The sequence below is a fragment of the Glaciihabitans sp. UYNi722 genome (assembly GCF_040549465.1).
GTDB lineage: Bacteria > Actinomycetota > Actinomycetes > Actinomycetales > Microbacteriaceae > Lacisediminihabitans.
On sequence record NZ_JBEPTL010000009.1, the window covers coordinates 83,233 to 101,184 of the forward strand.

Consider the following 17,952-nt stretch of genomic DNA (forward strand, 5'->3'; position numbering starts at 1 on the left):
GCCTACAGATTACTTCGCCGCAGGAGGAGGCGTACTGCTGCCTCCGGTCAGGAAAACACCGATCGCCCCACCGCCGTCACCTCCAGACGAAAGCCCTCGGGGACCAGTAGCGACAACACCGGCGGCCGCCAGTAAGCGGAGAGGGCGACCGTCGCGCTGCGTCCGTCCGCGGTTTCGGCCCGCTCCACGCTGAGGGATTCGAAGTCGCCCAGAGGCGCGGTGTCCAGGTAGTCGTTGACGGCGGTGGCGACATCCGTCGAGTCCAGCGTGGGTCGTGGACTGCCACCGTCGAGTGAGATCTCGTCCAGGTCGAAAGCCTCGGCTCCCACCAGCGCGGCGCCATCCGCGATGGTGAACAGCCTCTTGCGCTCCAGGTAGAGCGAGGTCGCGGCGACCACGAGCAGAACCAGCACGAGGGACAGGAAACCGTAGAAGATGACGAGCGGGAGCATGGAGCCGTCCTCCTCATCTTTCAGCCGTTTCGCCAGGTCGAACGGCCTCATTGAGCACCCCAGAATCGGGACACCCGCTGCGTCGCGGTCGCCTGCAGGGGCACGCTCACCGGTGCATTCACCGTCAACGCGGCAGGCACGAGGGGCAGGGCGATCGAGACACCGACCGTGACCGTGACGCGGCCGGTGCGATGCAGGCAGTCGCCGGGTTTCGGGCTGCAGGTCACCGAAATCTCCGCCGCATCCGCATCCAACCCGTAGTCGGCGAGCGCGAACTCCACGGCGCGCTCGGCCTGGAGCTGCGCCGACCGTTCGTCGTCGGCCTGCACGAAAACCCGCACAGCCTGCCGTGCTGCGCCCTCCACGGCAAGAGCGCCGGCCTGCACAGCCGCCATGGTGAGGATGAGATAGACGATCGGCAGCAACAGGATCATCCCCGCGGTGATGAACTCGAGCGAAGCGGAACCCTCCTCGTCACTTGTCCAGCGTCTCCACTGAGGCATGGCCCGCCACCTCCAATCCACCGTCGATGCCGACCAGGCCGATCAGCGGCAGCGGTGTGCGCACTGTCACGATCGCCGCGGGATGCCCGAGGTAGGAGCCGTAGGCCGCGGTAACGTCGGACGCATAACCCGACCCGAGCGTGACGGTGATGAGATCCTGAGCCCTGCCCACACCGTCACCGAGACCGTTGTCCGCGAGTGCGGCGAACCGTGCGCCCTCGGATGCCGCGTCGAGCACAGTATTGCGGATGTGCAGTGCCAGCCCGAGCTGCAGTACCGAGAGCGTCAGTACTGTCAGCAGTGCGCCGACCATTACGAACTCGGCCGCAGCGGACCCATCGTCACGCCGCGCGACCGTGCGGAGGAATCGCATGGCCTCAGAAACTGGTGACGCGTTCGATCGCCTGCTGGAACACGCTGCTGAGCGCTGGTCCGGCGAGACCCCAGATGATGACTACGAGCCCCGCCGTCATTAACGTGATGAGCACCCAACCGGGCACGTCGCCTCGATCCTCCTGTCGAAGGCGGTGGATGCATCCCTTGATCCTGGTCATGAGTATTCCTTTCGTGCTGGTCACAGTCCGAGTTGCAGTACAGCCAAGCCCGGGAAGATGGCGAAAAATATGGTCACCGGGAGGATGAGGAACACGAGCGGCACGAGCATCGCGACCTCTTTCTTGCCCGCCACTTCCAACAGTTCGCGCTTCGCCTCGTCCCTGGCATCCTGCGCCTGGGCGCGGAACACCTCGGCGAGCGGCGTACCGCGCTCGAGCGCACCGGTGATCTGCTCGGTGCAGCGAGTGAGGGCTGCGAGCTGGATGCCATGGGAGAGCGCGGCCAGCGACTCAGCCAGCGGCACGCCGGTGTTGACGGCCGAAACGACCCGCGCGAGCTCCGCAGCGAGCTCGCCATGGCTCACCCGGGAGACTCGACGAAGCGCGTCGAGGATGCCCTCGCCCGCCGACAGGCTCAGGGTGAGGAACTCGAGAACGGTCGGCAACTCGCTGGAGATGCGCGCCAGCCGCGCCTTCGCCGCCCGCTGTAGCAGGTAGTCGCGCAGCACCACCCCGATGATCCCGAAGACAGCGACCACGACCACGGAGAACAGGGCAGACAGCGGCTGTACCCGCGCCAAGAGGACAGACCCGATAACGCCGCCTCCCACACCGGCGATCGCCCAGAGCAGTTGCTGGCCGCGGAAAGCCTCGACAGTGACAACACTGCCTGACTGCCGCAGTCGAAGTTCTACCGTCGCAGCACCACCGAGCACGCGACCCAACAGCGAGCGCAGACGTGCCAACGGCTCACCGAACAGCGCGCCGATCACCGGCAGCGGATCCACGGTGCGCCGCGAGAGCAACTCGCGGGCGCCAGGTGACACGTCGACGAGATAGGGCGCCACGCGATTGACGAGTCGCGGCCGGCTCAGTCGGGGCATCAGGCTCACCAACGACCACAGGCCGATCCCCAGCGTGACACCACAGAGCAGCGACCAACCGGAGAGCGCGTTCAGCTGAACCATCGGCGCTCCTCCGGAAGGCGACCGAGAGCCAACATAATGCGGTAGGCGGCGGCGGTAACGAACAGGCCGACGACGATGAGCACCACACCGGCCGACGAGTTGTAGGCGGCTGCAGCCTCGGGTCGCGTCGCGAGCAGCAGGAGGATCACCCACGGTGCGGCAACGCCGAGTTTGGCCGCGTTCAGAACCCAGGACTGCCGGGCCTCGACCTCCGAACGGATCGCAGCCTCCTGGCGGAGATAGGTCGCGAGATTGCGCAGCACCGTCGTGAGCTCGCTGCCGCCTACCTCTCGCGACATCCGCAGTGTCTCGAGAATGCGATCCGCCACGGGGTCAGCGAGACGAGACTTGAGTCCATCGATGCAGAGAGCGAAATTGCCGGTGGCGCGATACTCCCGCTCGAACCCGGCGAACGCTTCCCTGGTGGGGGTCGGCCCCGTATGAGCCAGTGTTACGACGCTGTCCGGAAGCGCGAGGCCGGATCGCACGGCCGAAACGAGGTGGTCGACGACATCGGGCCAGAGCACCCGCGCTGCGCGACGACGCGTGCGGGCGCGCCACCCGACGATCGACATCGGAAGCGCCAGCGCCACGATGCCTGCGATCAGTGCGATCGCGACGACCGGCACGAGAGCGAAGGTCACCCCGACGGCGACGATCGCCGCCAGGATCGACACCACCACGAGGGCAGGAACGGACACGGAGCCAAGTCCCGCCTGGGCAAGACGCTCACGAAGCCTGTCGACCGGCCAGAGGTTGGGCTTCTGCACACGAGCAGCGGATGCCGGCCACAGGAACGGGGAGGCGCAGAGCACCAGCCCGAAACCCAGCACCAGCCCGACCAGGAGAGTCATGCTGCCCCCTCGGCGAGCACGATGGACAGGTCGAAACCCGCCGCGCGAAACTTGGCCGTCTTACTCGGATAGCTGCCTGTCGGCTCGAGCCCGCCGCGCTGCGTCAAGAAGATCGGACTCGCCTCGATGATCCCCGCGGTGACCTGTCCGCTCGGCGCCACGATCTCGGTCACCCTGCGATGGCCGTTGCGCGCGAGTTCGCAGTGCACCACGAGATCGACGGATGCCGCGACTGTCGGCACCACAAAGGATGCGTCGATATTGCGCCCAGCCAGAAGAGGCAGTGTGCAGAGTTTTGCCAGGGCGTCCCTCGCGTTGTTGGCATGGATCGAACACATCCCTGGCAGCCCGCTGTTGAGCGCGATCAGCAGGTCGAGTGACTCCGCCTCGCGCACCTCACCGACGACGAGGCGGTCGGGGCGCATCCGCAGTGCCTCCTTAATCAACCGGCGCAGCGTTATCTCCCCCGTGCCCTCAAGACTCGACTGACGACACTGCATCGCAACGGTGTCCCTGGCGGACAGGTCGAGTTCGAAAGTCTCCTCAACCGTGACGATACGCTCTCCCGGTCGCGCCGCCGAGAGCAGGGTGTTGAGCATGGTCGTCTTGCCACTCTGCGTGGCGCCCGAGACGATAATGTTCTGCCCGCTCAGAACGCACATCCGCAGGAATTCCGCCGACTGTTGCGTGAGCGAGCCGAGCGCCACGAGTTTCTGCAGGTCGCGGATGCGCTTGGTGAACTTGCGGATGTTCACGGACCAATGCCGCAACGTCACATCCGGGATCACCACGTGTAGCCGAGACCCATCGGGCAGTGAGGCATCGACGAAGGGAGACGAGAGGTCGACGCGACGACCGGATGACTGCAGCATCCGCTCGACCAGGTCACGGATCTCCGTGTCGCTGAGGGTGATCGTCGTCAGCTCTGACACGCCGTTTCGAGCCACAAACACTTTCGCCGGACCGTTGATCCAGATCTCCTCGATCTCCGGATCGTCGAAGAACGGCTGCAGAGGGCCGAACCCGGTGATCGATGCGACGATTTCGCGCGCCGCCTGGTGTTCGTCTGGCAGCATCGGCAGCGAGCCGCCGAGTGCACGCTCGCTGTAGCGCTGCACCTCGTCGCGCACGTAACGATCGGCCAGCGCACGATCATTGCCGAGGTCGATGCCGTCGAGGCGCACACGCTCGCGCACCCGCTCGGTGATGATCGTTAAAGCCCGCGACATGCGGCAATCATCGATCAGATCGAGAGACTCCCCCGGCGGTTATCCACAGGCCAGCTCGAACAGCCCCGCGGGATGCGGCGCGCATAGCGTGCCTCAGGTCGATGGCAGCAGCATCCGTCGTAGTCGCCGTGCCGCCATGAACACCCATCGCGCCGGGGTGCCGACAGCAAGCGCGAGAGAACCTGTCCATGAGCGGTCGAAACGTCCGAGCGCCCGCTTGCGGTCCCAGGCGCGACGCAGTATGCCTCCGAACGCCCCCTGTTTCTGCTTCTTGACCGCGAGTTGGCCGGCCTCACGCAGCACCAGGAGTTGCTCGAGCCCCGACACCCAGTCATCGTGCTCGACGGCGTGGAAGTAGTTGTCAGCGAGCCAGGCGGGATCAGGATGTTTGAACCGACCCTCCACGACATCGCCGCTGTTACCGAACAGTCCGCTATCTTCGAACACCGTGTTGATCAGCCTCGTGCTCACGCCGAAATCGTCGACGATCAGCACCGGCATGTCGAGCGCGATCGCCTCGATGGCTGCGGTGGAGCTGATGGTCACCAGCGCTGCAGCGCCAGCCAGATGGTCGGCCATCGCACCGCCGGCGATGACGAGGTTGTGCGGCGCCGGCCTGTCGAGATCGCCGATGAGGTCCGCGTAGTCGTGTCGTTCTGCGTGGGTCTGCTGCTCCCCGCGGGCCGCGCGTACCTTGACCACCACACGGCGGTACGGATGCCGGCGCGCAGACTCGGCAAGCCAACTCAGCAGTGCGAGCCGGTCAGTTCTCTCCCACGGTACCTTCGCCTGGGCGGCGAAGATGACGTCGCCATCCTGGCCCTGCGAGGGGTTCTTGTGCGGGAGGAATGGCAGGGTCGCGAGCCCGAAACGTTGCTCAACACCCATCACCTCGGCGAGACCGGCAAACTCGCGGATCTCCCTCCGCGAGTGCAGCACGAAAAGGTCGGCCTGCATCCGGTAGGCGATGGCCCGGCGATTGGCCGGGATCGAGATCCCCGGCAGTCCGGTCATGATCACCGGACGACGCGCGGCCGCCCCGAGGACGGCGCGGAAGACCACCTTGACCAGTGGGCCGCGCACCGAAAGCATCACGACATCCGGCTGCATGCTGGCAATACGCACCGCGAGCGCCGAGAGGTCCACGATCGAAGGCTGAGCGAACTGAGGGTCAATCCCGACAAGTGCGGCGTTGAGTTGCTCGGCACTCGGAAGCACCGGCGTGGCGAGCACCAGGAGCGACTTCTCCCAGTCGGCCGGCGCTCGTTCGAGCAGGGCCGCGCCCCACTTGACGTACGAATCCGAATCCGCGACGGTGAGGATCCGGACTGGCGCATTCACGCCGGAACACGGCGCAGCTTGGCCAGTGGTGCAAGCTCACCGGGGAACACCCGCTTCACCCCATCACCCATGGCTTCGCCGATCACGCGGATGTCACGCACGAGGTGCGTGAAACCTTCAGGCTCGAGTGATGCCGCGTGGTCGGAACCCCACATCGCACGGTCGAGGGTGATGTGACGCTCGACCGCGGTGGCGCCGAGGGCGACAGCGGCGAGGGAGATCTGCAGGCCGCGCTCATGACCGGAGTAGCCGATCGGCACGCCGGTGTAGCGCTCCTTCAGGGTGGTGATCATCCTGATGTTGGCCTCTTCCGGTGGCAGCGGATAGGTGGATGTCGCGTGCAGGATCACCAGGCGATCGGTACCGAGTACCTCGACCGCCGCGTCGATCTGCTCGAGAGTGGACATCCCGGTCGAGAGGATCACGGTCTTACCGGTCTCGGCGAGAGCCTGCAGCAGTTCGATGTCGGTCACCGACGCCGACGCCACCTTGTGCGCGGAGACGTTGAGGTCTTCGAGGAAGTCGACGGATGGTACATCCCAGGGCGACGCGAACCAGTCGAGTCCGCGCAGGGTGGCGTAGTCACCGATTTCCACGTACTGCTCGCGGTTGAACTCGACGCGATAGCGGTATTCGAGGTAGGTCATCTGGCCCCACGGGGTGTCCCGTGGCGTGTTCTTCATGTGCTCGGGGGTTGAGATCGCGGGCGTGCGCTTCTGGAACTTCACGGCCTGCGCACCGGCATCCGCCGCGACGTCGATCAACTGCATCGCGAGATCGACGTCGCCGTTGTGATTGAGGCCGATCTCGGCGATTACGTAGACCGGGTCGCCATCGCTTATCTCATTGTGACCGATGGATACAGCCATGGTTCCTCCCACTTTTCTTCATTCCGTGATCGTTTGGACCGTAAAACTCGTTCCGCCAGTTCGCGCACCGCTCCATAGCCGCCGGGGGTCTCAAGCACGACTCGTGCGGAGGCGATGACCTCTGGCACTGCGCCGGGGACGGCGATCGGCCAACCGACGATCTCCAGGCATCCGAGATCGTTCACGTCGTTGCCGAGATAGGCGATGCGTTCGAGCTCGATGCCCTCGCGATCGGCCCAGGCAACCAGCGCTGCCGCCTTATCGCTGATCCCCTGAAGCACTTCAACACGCAGCTTGGCCGCCCGTGCGGAGACCACAGGATTCGTCTCGGTTGACAGGATGAGCACCGGCATTCCGGCCTCCCGCAGCAAGCGCACGCCCATACCGTCAGCGCGACTGGTGGTCACATACTCAGAACCGTCGGCGGCAACATGCACGCGATCGTCGGTGTGCACGCCGTCGAAATCGGTGACGACGGCGTCGACGGTAATCGCATGGTCGTCGAGATTCGGATCGAGAAGCGGCGCGAGAGCGTTCGCCACCTCGAGTTCGTCCTGGGTGTCGATCTCGATCGCTGTTCGCTCATCGACGAGGGTGACGCCCACCCGTCCGAAGAACCGGAATCCCGCCTCACGGAATCCCGTCGTGCGCATTACATAGAAAGCGCCGGTCTCCTGGTACTGCGGCTCGCGATCCTGGCGGCGTGGCCGCACCGAGGCGTCGTGGTTGACACCGGAGGCTCCGGTGTCCGAGAGCTGCCAGAGGAACGCGTAGGTCTCCGTGGCGGAAAAGACCACGTCCTCCCATCCGCTGCGAACCCGTTCGATGGCCTCGTCGAATTCGGCGGCGTTGACGAACGGCGAGGTGGCCTGGATGAAGACCAGCACGTCAGGGTCGCCGTTCAGATGGTCGAGCGCGTGCAGCAGTGCCGACTCTGAGGTGGCCTGGTCTCCGGCGAGATGAACCGGGCGGTCGATCACCTCGGCTCCGGCGGAGCGGGCGGCCGCTGCGATCCTGGCGTCGTCGGTGGTGACGATCACGCGGTCGACGAGCCTGCTCGACCGGGCGGCATCCACCGCACGCACGATGAGCGGAACACCGCCGACCCGGCGCAGGTTTTTGCCCTGCACACCCTTCGATCCGCCCCTGGCAGGAATGATCGCAACAACACTCATCATCTGCCCCCTTCCCTGCCACGCGTTCTAGCGAGGTTAGGAAGTCGAAACGGCAGGCAGTTGGACGATGGGTGAACGGCGGTCGTCCGGGGGCTGACGAAACGGCGCTCTACTGCAGTATCGACATACCATGCCCACGCAGGCGCTGTCGGTCAGCCGCGAGGGAGTCGAGCAGGCGTTCATTGGTTCCGCGGATATGGTGCATGACCAGGGACGAAGCACTGTCGGCATCGCGCGAGGCGATCGCCCTCACGATCTCCCGGTGTTCCCGCCAGGCCTGCTCCCGGGCCTCTGAAGTGCGCACCTCGAGCCACCGGGTACGCGACAGTCGGGTCATCGCACTACGTACGGTGTCCACCATGAACTCGTTACCGGAGAGCTGGGCGAGCTCGATATGGAAATCGCCGCCGGCCCTCACACCCTGCTCCTCATCGGCGGCTGGACGGCCCGCATTCAGGAGTTCGGCGATCGCCTCGATATCAGCGTCCGAGGCCCGCTGCACCGAGAGACGGACCCCTGCCGACTCGACAGCCTCGCGCAGTTCGGCCAGCGCGCTGATCTCCGCGGTGTCGATGGGAGCGACGATCCAGCCTCGCCCCTCGCGCTGCACGAGTCCCTCGGAGTCGAGGCGCATCAGCGCGGCGCGCACCGGCGTGCGGGATGCCGCGAACTCAGCCTCGAGACCGCGCTCGGTCAGCCGCTCTCCCGGGGCCAGGTCGAGGGCGAGGATCGCCGCCCGCACCCGGTCGTAGAGCTGGATGGTCTGCGACATGTCAACCATGCTTTCATTTTGGGATACCGTCTTGGTATACCGAGATAGTAACCGATCGTGAAGGAGAGCGAAATGACCGCCACGGCGCCTTTTCCAAACGCCACCAAGGCCTGGACCGCTCTCACCCTCGGTGTGGCTGCCCAGACCTCCGGCACCGTGTTCGTGGCCACTCCGGCCTTCCTTATTCCGCTGCTCCACACTGAGCGCGGCATGAGCCTCGCGCAGGCTGGCCTTCTTGCGGCGACCCCGACTATGGGACTTGTTGTCACCCTCGTGCTCTGGGGCGCTCTCGCCGACCGTTTCGGCGAGAAATGGGTCATCGCCGGCGGTCTCGCTCTCACCGCGCTCGCCACCGTCGGTGCGATCGCGGCGCAGGGCTACGTCGCCCTCGGCATCTTCTTCCTGCTCGGCGGGATGGTGTCCGCCAGCACCAACTCGGCGAGCGGCAAGGTCGTCGTCGGTTGGTTTCCCAAGGATCGCCGCGGGCTGGCCATGGGCGTGCGGCAAATGGCGCAGCCGCTCGGCATCACCGTCGCGGCCCTGACCATCCCTTCGCTGGCGAGCGCCGGTGGGATCGGTGCCGCCCTGCTGGTTCCGCTCATCCTCACGGCTGTGCTCGCCGTGGCCTGCGCCATCGGCATCGTCAACCCACCGCGACCGGCGGCATCGACGACGGCTGCAGCACCGCGCAATCCGTACCGGGCGAGCGGATTCCTCTGGCGCATCCACCTCGTCTCGATCCTGCTCGTCGTTCCCCAGTTCACCCTCTCCACATTCGGGCTGGTCTGGCTGGTCACCGAACTGCACTTTCCCGCACTCGGAGCGGGTGTCGTCGTCGGTGTGGCCCAGTTCGTCGGTGCCGTCGGACGGATCGGCATGGGCGTGCTGAGCGACCGGGTGGGAAGCCGTGTGCGACCACTGCGCTGGGTCGCCGTCTCGGCCAGCGCGGTGATGCTGCTGCTCGCGGCCTTCGGCGCTGAGGGTTGGCAGGCCGGCGCGTTAGTCCTCCTCATCGCGATGACCGTGACCGTGGCAGACAACGGACTCGCTTTCACCTCTATCGCCGAAATGACCGGTCCGAGTTGGGCGGGGCGGGCGCTCGGCGTACAGAACACCGGGCAGTACATCGCGGCATCCGCGGTGGGTCCGTTGCTCGGTGCCCTCATCGGCGTGGCCAGTTACCCGCTCGCCTTCGTGGTTGTGGCGATCTTCCCGGCACTGGCTATCCCCCTCATCCCTAACAGGGCCGCGGAGCGAGACCACCTCTGACACAGTGCGTCCGAGCGATTTCTACCAGCCTGTCCTTTAACTAGTTCTCAGATGACGCCGCAGGAATCTGCCAGCCGGAGCCGTCCCCGCTACAATTGAGCCGCACTCGCGGGAGTGGTGAAATTGGTATACACGCAGGATTTAGGTTCCTGTGCCGCAAGGCGTGAGGGTTCAAGTCCCTTCTTCCGCACGAGTTTTGGGGGGCTATCCCCATACTTTCGGCAAAGTCCACCGGCTAGCCTGTCAACAACAGACAACTGGAGCTGCTTCGTGACCCACCTCGCCTTGATCCCCTGGCTCGACCCGAATGCCCTCATCCAGGGCGCCGGTCCGTGGGCGCTTCTGCTGGTGTGCGCCATCATTTTCGCCGAGACCGGACTCCTCATCGGATTCGTCTTCCCCGGCGACACCCTGCTTCTCATCACCGGGCTCCTCACCTTCCGGCACGTGATCCAGGTCGACATCTGGTGGGTCGGATTGGCCATCGGGTTTGCGGCTTTCCTCGGTGGTGAGGTGGGCTACTACATCGGTAAGAAGAGCGGCCCGGCGATCTTCGAGCGCAAAGAGACCGGCATCATCAGCATGGACAGCGTGCGAAAGACCAACTCGTTCTTCAAGAAGTACGGCGGCCTGGCCGTGATCATCGCGCGCTTCGTACCGGTTGTTCGCACCTTCGCTCCGATCGCCGCCGGCATCGGCAAGATGAACTACCGCAAGTACTCGCTGTACAACGCCATCGGGGCGTTCATCTGGGGTGCCGGTGTCACGCTGGTCGGTTTCCTGCTCGGCAACATCACTCCGGTCGCCGATTTCGTCGTCAAGTACATCGACGTGATCCTGATCGGCGTGGTTCTGCTCACGCTGATCCCCACCGTCTTCCACTACGTACGCACGCGCATCAAGGCGAGCAGGTCAGGCGCCGCACCGGCGCCGGTTCCGACGGATGCCGAAGTCACCGTCGATCAGAAGTACTTCGACCAGAAGAAAGACTAACGAGCGTTCCCAGCCCGCTTGGCGATGCGCACCATCGCGTCATGGCCTGCACGCCGTACTTCCTTCTCCGGATCCTGCAGCAGCGCCGTCAGCGCCTCAGTGAGGCTGACATCACCGATCTCGGCGAGCGCCCGTGCTGCGGCCGCACGTACCCTGGCGACCTCATCCGCCAGCAGCGCGATCAGGGCCTCCGTCTCGGGGAGCCTTCGCATGAAGCAGACACGCGCGCACATCTCGCGCACGCGCCAGGCCTGGTCACCGAGTCCGCGATGGACAGCGGATGTCGCCGACTCATCCCAGGCGAAGGTCAACGCCCGCGCGCCCCACACCTCAGGCCAGTACAGCGGCGGTGCCCCATCGAGCACTCCCTGCGCGTGCCGACCACCGACGTAGAGCAGAAACTCATCGCCCTCATTGCCGCCCATCAGCAGCGACGCGGCGCGCTCGGCGACGATTTGCTCGCCGAACCGCGCGACGGCGTCTGCGATCCTCTCGGAGGGCGAGTCGTCGATGGATACGGCGGAGTCAGGTTCGGGGTTCATAGCGTGCTCAACCGTACCCCGGTTGTCGCTCAGCCGAGGATCGTGAGCGCGATGAGCGCGACGTTGAGTACGACGACAAGCACCACGATCACACCGAGCGCCCAGCGCACGAAGCCGCCGTTGGCCTGGTCGCCCATCACGGCCCGATCGTTGGTGAGCCGTAGCAGCGGCACCAGTGCGAAGGGGATGCCGAAGCTCAGGAAGACCTGGCTGATCACCAGGGCCCAGGTCGGATCAACCCCGAGGCCGAGAATGACCAGCGCCGGGATCAGGGTGATGAACCGCCGCAGAAATACCGGGATGCGTCGCTTCAGAAGCCCCGCCATGATGGTGGCTCCCGCGTAGCTGCCCACGGAGGTGGAGGCGAGTCCGGAAGCGAGCAGGCCGATCGCGAACACGAGGGCGATACCGGGGCCGAGGGCAGCGCCGATGGCGGCGTGCGCTCCCGCGATCGAGTCCGTGTTATCGACGTTGCGAAGGTTCACCGCGGCGAGCAGCAGCATTCCGACGTTGACGACGCCGGCGATACCGAGGGCGACGACCACGTCGATCTTGGTGATTTTCAAGAGACGGGTGCGGTCATTCGCGGTCTCGGCACGACCGTGACGGTCCCTGGCAAGAGCCGAGTGGACATAGATCGCGTGGGGCATCACCGTCGCGCCGAGCATACTGGCCGCGAGAAGCACCGACCCGCTGCCGGAGAACCGCGGAACCAATCCTTCGAGAATGGAGAGAGCGTCGGGCGGATTGACGAACAGGCCGGCCACGAACCCGATCGCCACAATCGCGAGCAGCCCGATGACGACCCGCTCGAACGGTCGCTGGCCGAAGCGACTCTGCATGGCGAGCAAGCCCATCGATACGGCGCCGACGATGATCCCGCCGAGAAAGAGCGGGAGCCCGAACAACAGGTTGAGGGCGATCGCGCCGCCGATCACCTCGGCGAGATCGGTCGCCGCAGCGACCAGTTCCGCCTGAGCCCAGAAGGCGCGTCGTGCTGCCGGGCGCAGGCGATCGCCGAGCAGTTCGGGCATCGTGCGCCCGGTCACCAGGCCGAGCTTCGCCGATTGGTACTGCACGAGTCCCGCGATGAGGTTGGCCGCAACGAGCACCCAGACGAGCAGATAGCCGTAACGAGCGCCGCCGGTGAGATTCGCCGCGACATTACCCGGATCCACATAGGCGATCGCCGCGACCAGAGCAGGCCCGAGCAGCAGCAGGCCCCGAGCCGCCGGGCGCTTGGTCCCGGCGGTTGTGGTCACACCCAAACTTTACGCGGAGCTCAGCCCAGCAGCTGCTCGCGCACAACGGGCATCAGCGCAGCGAAGGCGAGACCGCGGTGACTGACAGCGTTCTTCTCGTCCGGGGTGAGCTCCGCCGCCGACACACTGTAGCCAGCAGGCTTGAAGATCGGGTCGTAGCCGAACCCTCCCCCACCAACAGCTTCCCGCAGCACGGTGCCCGGCCAGTTTCCCTGTTCGACATGCTCGAAACTCTCCGCCGCGTCGGGTGGGCCGTCCGGCCCGAGCGCGCCAACCGGCGGCGGCACCACGAGGGCCGCGGCGCAGACGAAACGAGCGGCGCGGTCATCCGTGCCCTCGAGGTTCGTCAACAGCAGGCGCAGGTTGTCCTCATCGTCACGAGTGCCCGCATAGCGCGCAGAATGGATGCCCGGCGCACCGTCGAGCGCATCGACGCTGATCCCCGAGTCATCCGCGATCGCCGGAAGGCCGGTGTGCTCTGCCGCCGCCCGCGCCTTGATCAGGGCGTTCGCCTCGAAGGTGTCGCCATCCTCGACAGGCTCAGGACCGTCGTAGCCGACGAGTTCGATCCCCTCCAACTGGTCGCCCAGGATACGACGCAGCTCCTCGACCTTGTGCGCGTTGTGGGTGGCGAGCACGAGTTTCATGCGCTGAGCGACTCCGTCTGGAACCGAGCCAGATCCTCAGTGCCGCCGAGCGCGAGATCGAGCAGCGAGTTGAGCTCGGAGCGGTCGAACGGTGCTCCCTCGGCGGTTCCCTGCACCTCAACGAAGAGTCCGCGACCGGTGACGACCACGTTCATGTCGGTTTCGGCCCGCACATCCTCGGTATAGGCGAGGTCGAGCATCGGAACGCCGTCGATGATGCCGACGGACACAGCGGACACACTGTCGATGAGTGGCTTCGCGTTCTGGCCGATGAACTTCTTCGAACGGCCCCACTCGAGCGCGTCGACCAACGCCACGTAGGCGCCGGTGATCGCCGCGGTGCGGGTGCCGCCATCGGCCTGCAGCACGTCGCAGTCGAGCACGATGGTGTTCTCGCCGAGCGACTTCATATCCACCACAGCACGCAGCGAACGCCCGATCAGGCGCGAGATCTCGTGGGTGCGGCCGCCGATCTTGCCCTTGACCGCTTCGCGATCCATCCTGTCGTTGGTGGAGCGCGGAAGCATCGAGTATTCGGCGGTGACCCAGCCCTTGCCCTTGCCAGCCATCCAACGCGGCACGCCGTTGGTGAAGGATGCGGTGCACAGCACCTTGGTGCGGCCGAAGGAGATCAGGGCCGAGCCCTCCGCCTGCTCGCTCCAGCCACGTTCGATCGTGATGGGACGCAGTTCGTCGACCGTCCGGCCGTCCTTGCGCGTGATGTCGGTCATTATCGCCCTTCTGGTAGTGCCGGATTTTCGATGAATGCCGGATTTTCGATGAGTGTCAGCGTTCCGGTCTCGACGAGTTCAACGGTCTCGATATCCGGCCCGAGGAAGCGTCGCACCAGGGAGGTGAACTCCGCTTTACTCTCGCCCGTCGCCTCGTACACGTAGGTCGGGCGAGCGGTCGTACCGTGCTGGATGCCGTACTTCACGAGTGTGCGGTACACGTCGAACGCCGTCTCCTCGGCACTCGAGACGAGCGTCACATCCTCGCCCATCACGTACTGGATGGCGGCCGACATGAGCGGATAGTGGGTGCAGCCAAGAACAAGGGTGTCGACCTGCGCCTCACGAAGCGGCGAGAGATACTCCTCCGCGACGGCGAACAGCTCATCCCCGCTGGTCACGCCGGCTTCGACGAATTCGACGAACCGAGGGCAGGCCTTGGTGAAAATGGAGAGGTGGGTGGCCGCGGCGAACGCGTCGTCGTAGGCGCTCGAACTGATGGTGCCGGCGGTGCCGATCACGCCGATCCGTCCGTTGCGGGTCTGTCGCACCGCCGCGCGCACAGCCGGCTGGATCACCTCGACCACGGGGATACCGAGCGCCTGGGTGTAGCGCTCGCGGGCATCGCGCAGCATCGCCGAGGATGCGGTGTTGCAGGCGATCACGAGCATCTTGACGCCCTGGGCCACCAGGTCGTCGAGCACGGCGAGAGTGTAGCGACGTACGTCGGCGATGGGTTTCGGCCCGTAGGGCGAATGCGCCGTGTCACCCACGTACAGGATCGACTCGTTCGGCAGCTGGTCGATGACCGCACGGGCCACCGTGAGCCCACCCACCCCTGAGTCGAAGATTCCAATCGGGGCGTCAGTCACGGGAGTCGAGTTTAGTCCCGCCCACCGCGCACAGCGGCGACGCCGCTGGCTAGGCTCGGTGCATGACAACCGTGTCGTCGATGCTCACCGACCGCTACGAACTCACGATGATCGACGCCGCCATCCGCGCAGGCACCCACGATCGGCAGAGCGTCTTCGAGGTCTTCGCGCGAAGCCTTCCGGGCGGCCGTCGCTACGGAGTCGTGGCAGGCACCGGCCGCCTGCTCGACCTCATCGCCGATTTCCGGTTCACGGATGCCGAACTCGGCTGGCTGAGAGACAACGACGTCGTCTACGACAAGGCCCTCGACTGGCTGGCGGACTACCGCTTCACCGGAACCATCACCGGCTACCAGGAGGGCGAGCTGTACTTCCCTGGCTCCCCCATCCTCATCGTCGAGGGAACCTTTGCCGAGGCTGTCATCCTCGAAACCCTGGTGCTCAGCGTGCTCAACTACGACAGTGCGGTCGCCAGCGCGGCGGCCAGGATGGTCTCCGCGGCGAGTGGCAGGCCGCTCGCCGAGATGGGTTCGCGCCGCACCGGCGAACGGAGCGCCGTCGCCGCCGCGCGGGCTGCCTTCATCGCCGGTTTCGGTGCAACCAGCAACCTCGAGGCTGGACGCAGCTGGGGCATCCCGACCATGGGTACCGCCGCGCACTCCTTCACCCTCCTGCACGACAGCGAGGAGGAGGCCTTTCGCGCCCAGGTCGCAGCCCTCGGCCCGGAGACGACCCTCCTCGTCGACACTTACGACGTGCCGACAGCCGTCGATCTCGCCATCAAGGTTGCGGGCACGAAGCTCGGTGCCGTGCGCATCGACAGCGGTGACCTGCCGGAGCAGGTTGCGGCAGTTCGCAAGCAGCTCGACAGCCTTGGGGCCACCGACACGAAGATCACCGTCACCAACGACCTCGACGAGTTCACCATCGCGGCCCTTCGCGCCGCCCCCGTCGATTCCTACGGTGTCGGCACCTCGGTCGTCACCGGCTCAGGCTCCCCTGCGGCCGGCATGGTCTACAAGCTCGTAGCGAGAAAGGATGCCGCGGGCGCCTGGGTTTCGGTGGCCAAGAAGTCACCGCAGAAGGTCTCCGTAGGCGGTCGTAAGTTTCCCGTCCGCGAGTTGGACGACAGCGGAAAGGCCATCGCGGAGGTCATCCATGTCGGCGACCCGGAGACCGCGACCCAGCAGCACCGCCCACTGCTCGTCCCGCTGGTGACTGACGGTATCCTGGTTGATCGCTTCCGCGGCGCCGCCGGAACAGTTCTCGCCCGTGAGCACCGCGCCGCCGCGATCGCCGAGCTACCTGCCGAGGCGTTCCGTCTGGGCCGTGGCGACCCGGTCATCCCGACCCGCTACGCCTGAGCGCCGCGCCGCGCCGCGCGCCCGCGCCTCACGAAAGTCGCCAAATGGCCCTTATCAGCGGCGCGCAGGGGCAATATGGCGACTTTCGACCTGGCCTGGCCATCCCCGGGAACTCAAACGGCGTCCGAGGCGCGCCAAATAGAGGTTCGGATCGACAAACAGGTCGTCGGCATGCACGCGCAGCGCTGACCAGTTGTTATCGGCGTAACGCTCGAAGCGGGTGATATCGGATCTGAACTTGCCCGGCGAGCGGTGACCGTTGCCCTCATATTCGCTCAGTGTCCGATAGCGCCGCCACACGAGATCGGCGGTCGCGATCTCTCCGCCCTGCAGATCGTGCACGCCGATATTGAGCTCGGGTTCAGGAAGTCCGGCATCGACGATCATCAGCCTGGTGAGCGTCTCCGTACGTGAACGCGACCCCACGCGTTGTCTTGGCAGCGCGGCGGTCATCTGGGCCGAGCCGCGACTTCCGGCGAACAGCCCAGCTATGGATGTGAGGTCCGCGATCGTCGCCAGAGGCATTCCCCCAGCCAGAATCGCATCGCCAACCGCTATCAGATCAGCGATGTCGAGGGTGGATGCCAACTGCGCCCAGACGAGTTCAGGCGAGGCGACCGGCAATACGAACATCTCCCCGGTGGAGGTATCACGAATCACCAGGTCGCGCACTCGCCACTTCTCGCCCGCGAGTCGGTGGCCCCGAATGCCGACACCGTACGGTGGGGTAATCGCGGCCGGCGAGCAGACCTGGATCGCGTCATCGGGCCTCACATACAGGGGCAGCGGAAGACCGTACAGACGCGCGGCCGTCAGATGACTGAACATATTGCCGGGGCGGAGCCGCCGTGTATAGGCGAAACATCTCCAGCTCAGGTCGGTGGCGACGCCCTGCTGGGCGCGCACACCGTGGAATTCGGCGCGCAGGTCGCGTCCGCGGAGCCGTTTGGCGCTGATCCCGCCCTCAAGTGCCGCCTGGCGAGAAAACGGAACGCCCTGGAACGCTTCAGGAAGTGGTGCACGTTTCGGCATCCGTCAACCCTGCCAATAGCGCGTTGATCCCGTGGACATCATCCACAACCGCCGAAAGTCGCCAAATGGCCCTGTCCAGGCCGACTGAAGGGCAACTTGGCGACTTTCGCCACCCCACCGGCCACCGGACCGGCCACCGATCAGCCGGCAGCCGACCAGCCGATCAGCTGGCCACCGACCAGCCGACCAGCCGATCGAGGGTGAGAGCCTACTTCGTCATCGCGTCGTAGATCTCTTTGCAGGTCGGGCAGACCGGGAACTTCTCCGGGTCGCGTCCTGGCGTCCAGACCTTGCCGCAGAGTGCGATCACCGGCTTCCCACTCAGCGCCGATTCGAGGATCTTTTCCTTCTGAACGTAATGCGAGAAGCGCTCGTGGTCGCCGTCTTCGAGCTGCTCCTGGTTGAGGAGTTCCTCGAGTTCGCGCTCAAGGGTGTCTGTGCCGCCGCCTTGCTGTGTGTCACCGCTCATGTTTCGATTTTAGTTCCTGTGGGCCAATCCAAGTCCCGGGAGCGAAGGCTAAGT

The 17,952-nt window shown here is 65.6% G+C and carries 21 protein-coding genes and 1 tRNA gene; 4 read left to right on the forward strand and 18 right to left on the reverse strand.

Annotation, left to right across the window (positions count from 1 at the left end):
- Window positions 1–47: 47 nt before the first annotated feature.
- From ABIB56_RS08685 to ABIB56_RS08735, 11 genes are all read right to left on the reverse strand, one after another.
- Window positions 48–503 (reverse strand): pilus assembly protein TadG-related protein, encoded by a 456-nt coding sequence (locus ABIB56_RS08685; RefSeq protein ID WP_354568778.1) that lies wholly within the window; start codon window positions 501–503, stop codon window positions 48–50.
- Window positions 500–955: a hypothetical protein gene (locus ABIB56_RS08690; protein ID WP_354568779.1), complete on the reverse strand. Its 456-nt coding sequence runs from the start codon at window positions 953–955 to the stop codon at window positions 500–502. The genes ABIB56_RS08685 and ABIB56_RS08690 overlap by 4 nt, the downstream gene beginning before the upstream one ends.
- The gene (locus ABIB56_RS08695) at window positions 927–1,328 is read right to left on the reverse strand and encodes a TadE/TadG family type IV pilus assembly protein (protein WP_354568781.1); all 402 of its coding nucleotides are present in this window, start codon (window positions 1,326–1,328) and stop codon (window positions 927–929) included. Before ABIB56_RS08695 ends, ABIB56_RS08690 begins: the two co-directional genes overlap by 29 nt.
- Window positions 1,329–1,332: 4 nt before the next feature.
- Entirely contained in the window at window positions 1,333–1,509 is a 177-nt protein-coding gene (locus ABIB56_RS08700; RefSeq protein WP_354568782.1) for a hypothetical protein, read from the reverse strand.
- 20 nt (window positions 1,510–1,529) lie between these two features.
- The gene (locus ABIB56_RS08705) at window positions 1,530–2,477 is read right to left on the reverse strand and encodes a type II secretion system F family protein (protein WP_354568783.1); all 948 of its coding nucleotides are present in this window, start codon (window positions 2,475–2,477) and stop codon (window positions 1,530–1,532) included.
- Window positions 2,465–3,331 (reverse strand): type II secretion system F family protein, encoded by an 867-nt coding sequence (locus tag ABIB56_RS08710; protein ID WP_354568785.1) that lies wholly within the window; start codon window positions 3,329–3,331, stop codon window positions 2,465–2,467. Before ABIB56_RS08710 ends, ABIB56_RS08705 begins: the two co-directional genes overlap by 13 nt.
- Window positions 3,328–4,560 carry a TadA family conjugal transfer-associated ATPase gene (locus ABIB56_RS08715; protein WP_354568787.1) on the reverse strand — a complete coding sequence of 411 codons (1,233 nt, stop codon included), beginning with the start codon at window positions 4,558–4,560 and terminating at the stop codon, window positions 3,328–3,330. Before ABIB56_RS08715 ends, ABIB56_RS08710 begins: the two co-directional genes overlap by 4 nt.
- A 93-nt stretch (window positions 4,561–4,653) precedes the next feature.
- Complete coding sequence (locus tag ABIB56_RS08720; RefSeq protein WP_354568789.1) at window positions 4,654–5,901, reverse strand: DUF6716 putative glycosyltransferase; 1,248 nt, start codon at window positions 5,899–5,901, stop codon at window positions 4,654–4,656.
- Entirely contained in the window at window positions 5,898–6,770 is an 873-nt protein-coding gene (locus ABIB56_RS08725; RefSeq protein WP_354568790.1) for an N-acetylneuraminate synthase family protein, read from the reverse strand. Before ABIB56_RS08725 ends, ABIB56_RS08720 begins: the two co-directional genes overlap by 4 nt.
- Complete coding sequence (locus ABIB56_RS08730) at window positions 6,740–7,945, reverse strand: cytidylyltransferase domain-containing protein (RefSeq protein ID WP_354568792.1); 1,206 nt, start codon at window positions 7,943–7,945, stop codon at window positions 6,740–6,742. Before ABIB56_RS08730 ends, ABIB56_RS08725 begins: the two co-directional genes overlap by 31 nt.
- 109 nt (window positions 7,946–8,054) lie before the next feature.
- A complete protein-coding gene (locus ABIB56_RS08735; protein WP_354568794.1) occupies window positions 8,055–8,726 on the reverse strand; it encodes a GntR family transcriptional regulator in 672 nt (223 codons plus the stop codon).
- A gap of 63 nt (window positions 8,727–8,789) precedes the next feature.
- Here ABIB56_RS08735 and ABIB56_RS08740 point away from each other — a divergent pair, with 63 nt between their 5' ends.
- The 3 genes from ABIB56_RS08740 to ABIB56_RS08750 all read left to right on the forward strand — a co-directional run bounded on the left by ABIB56_RS08740 (window position 8,790) and on the right by ABIB56_RS08750 (window position 10,979).
- Window positions 8,790–9,986, forward strand: a complete 1,197-nt coding sequence (locus ABIB56_RS08740) for an MFS transporter (protein ID WP_354568795.1) — start codon at window positions 8,790–8,792, stop codon at window positions 9,984–9,986.
- Window positions 9,987–10,094: 108 nt separating this feature from the next.
- Window positions 10,095–10,176 (forward strand) — tRNA-Leu (locus ABIB56_RS08745).
- A gap of 80 nt (window positions 10,177–10,256) precedes the next feature.
- Entirely contained in the window at window positions 10,257–10,979 is a 723-nt protein-coding gene (locus ABIB56_RS08750; protein WP_354568796.1) for a DedA family protein, read from the forward strand.
- On the opposite strand, the gene ABIB56_RS08755 is transcribed toward ABIB56_RS08750, so the two are convergent.
- From ABIB56_RS08755 to murI, 5 genes are read right to left on the reverse strand one after another with little or no spacing between them, the layout of a single operon-like run.
- Entirely contained in the window at window positions 10,976–11,521 is a 546-nt protein-coding gene (locus tag ABIB56_RS08755) for a HEAT repeat domain-containing protein (RefSeq protein ID WP_354568797.1), read from the reverse strand. The genes ABIB56_RS08750 and ABIB56_RS08755 overlap by 4 nt on opposite strands.
- 29 nt (window positions 11,522–11,550) lie before the next feature.
- Window positions 11,551–12,783, reverse strand: coding sequence for an Nramp family divalent metal transporter (locus tag ABIB56_RS08760; protein ID WP_354568799.1), 1,233 nt, complete (start codon window positions 12,781–12,783; stop codon window positions 11,551–11,553).
- A gap of 20 nt (window positions 12,784–12,803) precedes the next feature.
- Window positions 12,804–13,430, reverse strand: a complete 627-nt coding sequence (rdgB, locus tag ABIB56_RS08765; RefSeq protein WP_354568800.1) for an RdgB/HAM1 family non-canonical purine NTP pyrophosphatase — start codon at window positions 13,428–13,430, stop codon at window positions 12,804–12,806.
- Complete coding sequence (gene rph / locus ABIB56_RS08770) at window positions 13,427–14,161, reverse strand: ribonuclease PH (RefSeq protein ID WP_354568801.1); 735 nt, start codon at window positions 14,159–14,161, stop codon at window positions 13,427–13,429. The genes rdgB and rph overlap by 4 nt, the downstream gene beginning before the upstream one ends.
- A complete protein-coding gene (murI, locus tag ABIB56_RS08775; RefSeq protein ID WP_354568802.1) occupies window positions 14,161–15,033 on the reverse strand; it encodes a glutamate racemase in 873 nt (290 codons plus the stop codon). The genes rph and murI overlap by 1 nt, the downstream gene beginning before the upstream one ends.
- Before the next feature lie 62 nt (window positions 15,034–15,095).
- Between murI and ABIB56_RS08780 the strand changes: the two genes are divergently transcribed.
- Window positions 15,096–16,397: a nicotinate phosphoribosyltransferase gene (locus tag ABIB56_RS08780; protein ID WP_354568803.1), complete on the forward strand. Its 1,302-nt coding sequence runs from the start codon at window positions 15,096–15,098 to the stop codon at window positions 16,395–16,397.
- 54 nt (window positions 16,398–16,451) lie between these two features.
- Here the strand turns inward: ABIB56_RS08780 and ABIB56_RS08785 are convergent, their stop codons facing one another.
- The gene (locus ABIB56_RS08785) at window positions 16,452–17,429 is read right to left on the reverse strand and encodes a hypothetical protein (RefSeq protein ID WP_354568804.1); all 978 of its coding nucleotides are present in this window, start codon (window positions 17,427–17,429) and stop codon (window positions 16,452–16,454) included.
- 208 nt (window positions 17,430–17,637) lie between these two features.
- Window positions 17,638–17,898, reverse strand: a complete 261-nt coding sequence (locus tag ABIB56_RS08790; protein WP_354568806.1) for a DUF3039 domain-containing protein — start codon at window positions 17,896–17,898, stop codon at window positions 17,638–17,640.
- Between the last annotated feature and the right edge of the window lie 54 nt (window positions 17,899–17,952).